The 988-nt window shown below is 76.4% G+C and carries 1 protein-coding gene; it reads right to left on the reverse strand.

Translation table 11 applies throughout. The annotated features are described in order from the left end of the window. On the reverse strand, positions 1-988 hold a 988-nt coding region (locus tag PROKR_RS37760; protein ID WP_281171772.1), incomplete at both ends, for a glycoside hydrolase family 3 N-terminal domain-containing protein.

Consider the following 988-nt stretch of genomic DNA (forward strand, 5'->3'; position numbering starts at 1 on the left):
CGGCGGCCTGCCGCTCGCGGACCGCCGCCACCATCGCGCGCGTGCGCGCCCCGGACTCCTCGAGCCGCTCGACGCGCACGCGTCCGGAGACGACGGCCCGGCTCAGTGCGTCGTACGACTCGGTGTACAGGCCGGGGTCGAGGCCCAGGCAGAGCAGGTCGGCCCCGGCCTCGATCGCGCGGACGGCGGCCTCGCCGACCGAGCCCGTGAGCTGGTGCAGCGCGCCCATGTCCAGGGCGTCGGTGATGATCGGGCCGTCGTGGCCGAGGTCGCGCAGCAGGCGCGTCGCCGCCGGCTCCAGGGACGCGGGCGCCGGCCCGAGCGCGGGGAACAGCACGTGCGCCGTCATCACCGCATCCAGCCGGGACTGGTCGAGCCCAGCCCGATCCAGCCCAGCCCGATCCAGCCCGGCTCGCTCCACGTCCATTCGCCCCACGTCCGCTCGCCCCTCAGGACACAGCGCCCGTGCGAACGGCACGAGGTCGCGTTCCCGCACCACGTCGAGCGGTTCGTCCACCACGGGCAGGCTCACGTGCGAGTCCACCGTGGTGGCGCCGTGGCCGGGGAAGTGCTTGCCGCACACGCCCACGCCGGCGCTGCGCACGCCACGGGCGAACGCGATGCTGTGCCGCGCGACGGCGTCGGGCGTGGTGCCGAACGCGCGCACCCCGATCACGGGGTTGTCGGGTGCGGAGACGACGTCGAGCACCGGGCCGAGCAGCAGGTCGATGCCGGTGGCGGCGAGCACGCGGCCGAGCGCCCGCCCGGCGTCCAGCGAGACGGCGGTGGGCAGCTCACCGAGCGCGGCCGCCCCGGGCAGGGACGAGCCGTCGGCCGCCTCCAGCCGTGACACGTCGCCGCCCTCCTCGTCGACGGCGATGACAAGGTCCGGCGAGATCGCGTGCAGGGCCGCCGAGAGCGCCGCCGTGGTCGGGACGTCCGGCGTGTTCCGCGCGAAGTAGACGACGCCGGCGAGCCCGGCCCGGGC

The organism is Promicromonospora kroppenstedtii DSM 19349 (assembly GCF_000515355.1).
GTDB classification, from domain to species: Bacteria; Actinomycetota; Actinomycetes; order Actinomycetales; family Cellulomonadaceae; genus Promicromonospora; species Promicromonospora kroppenstedtii.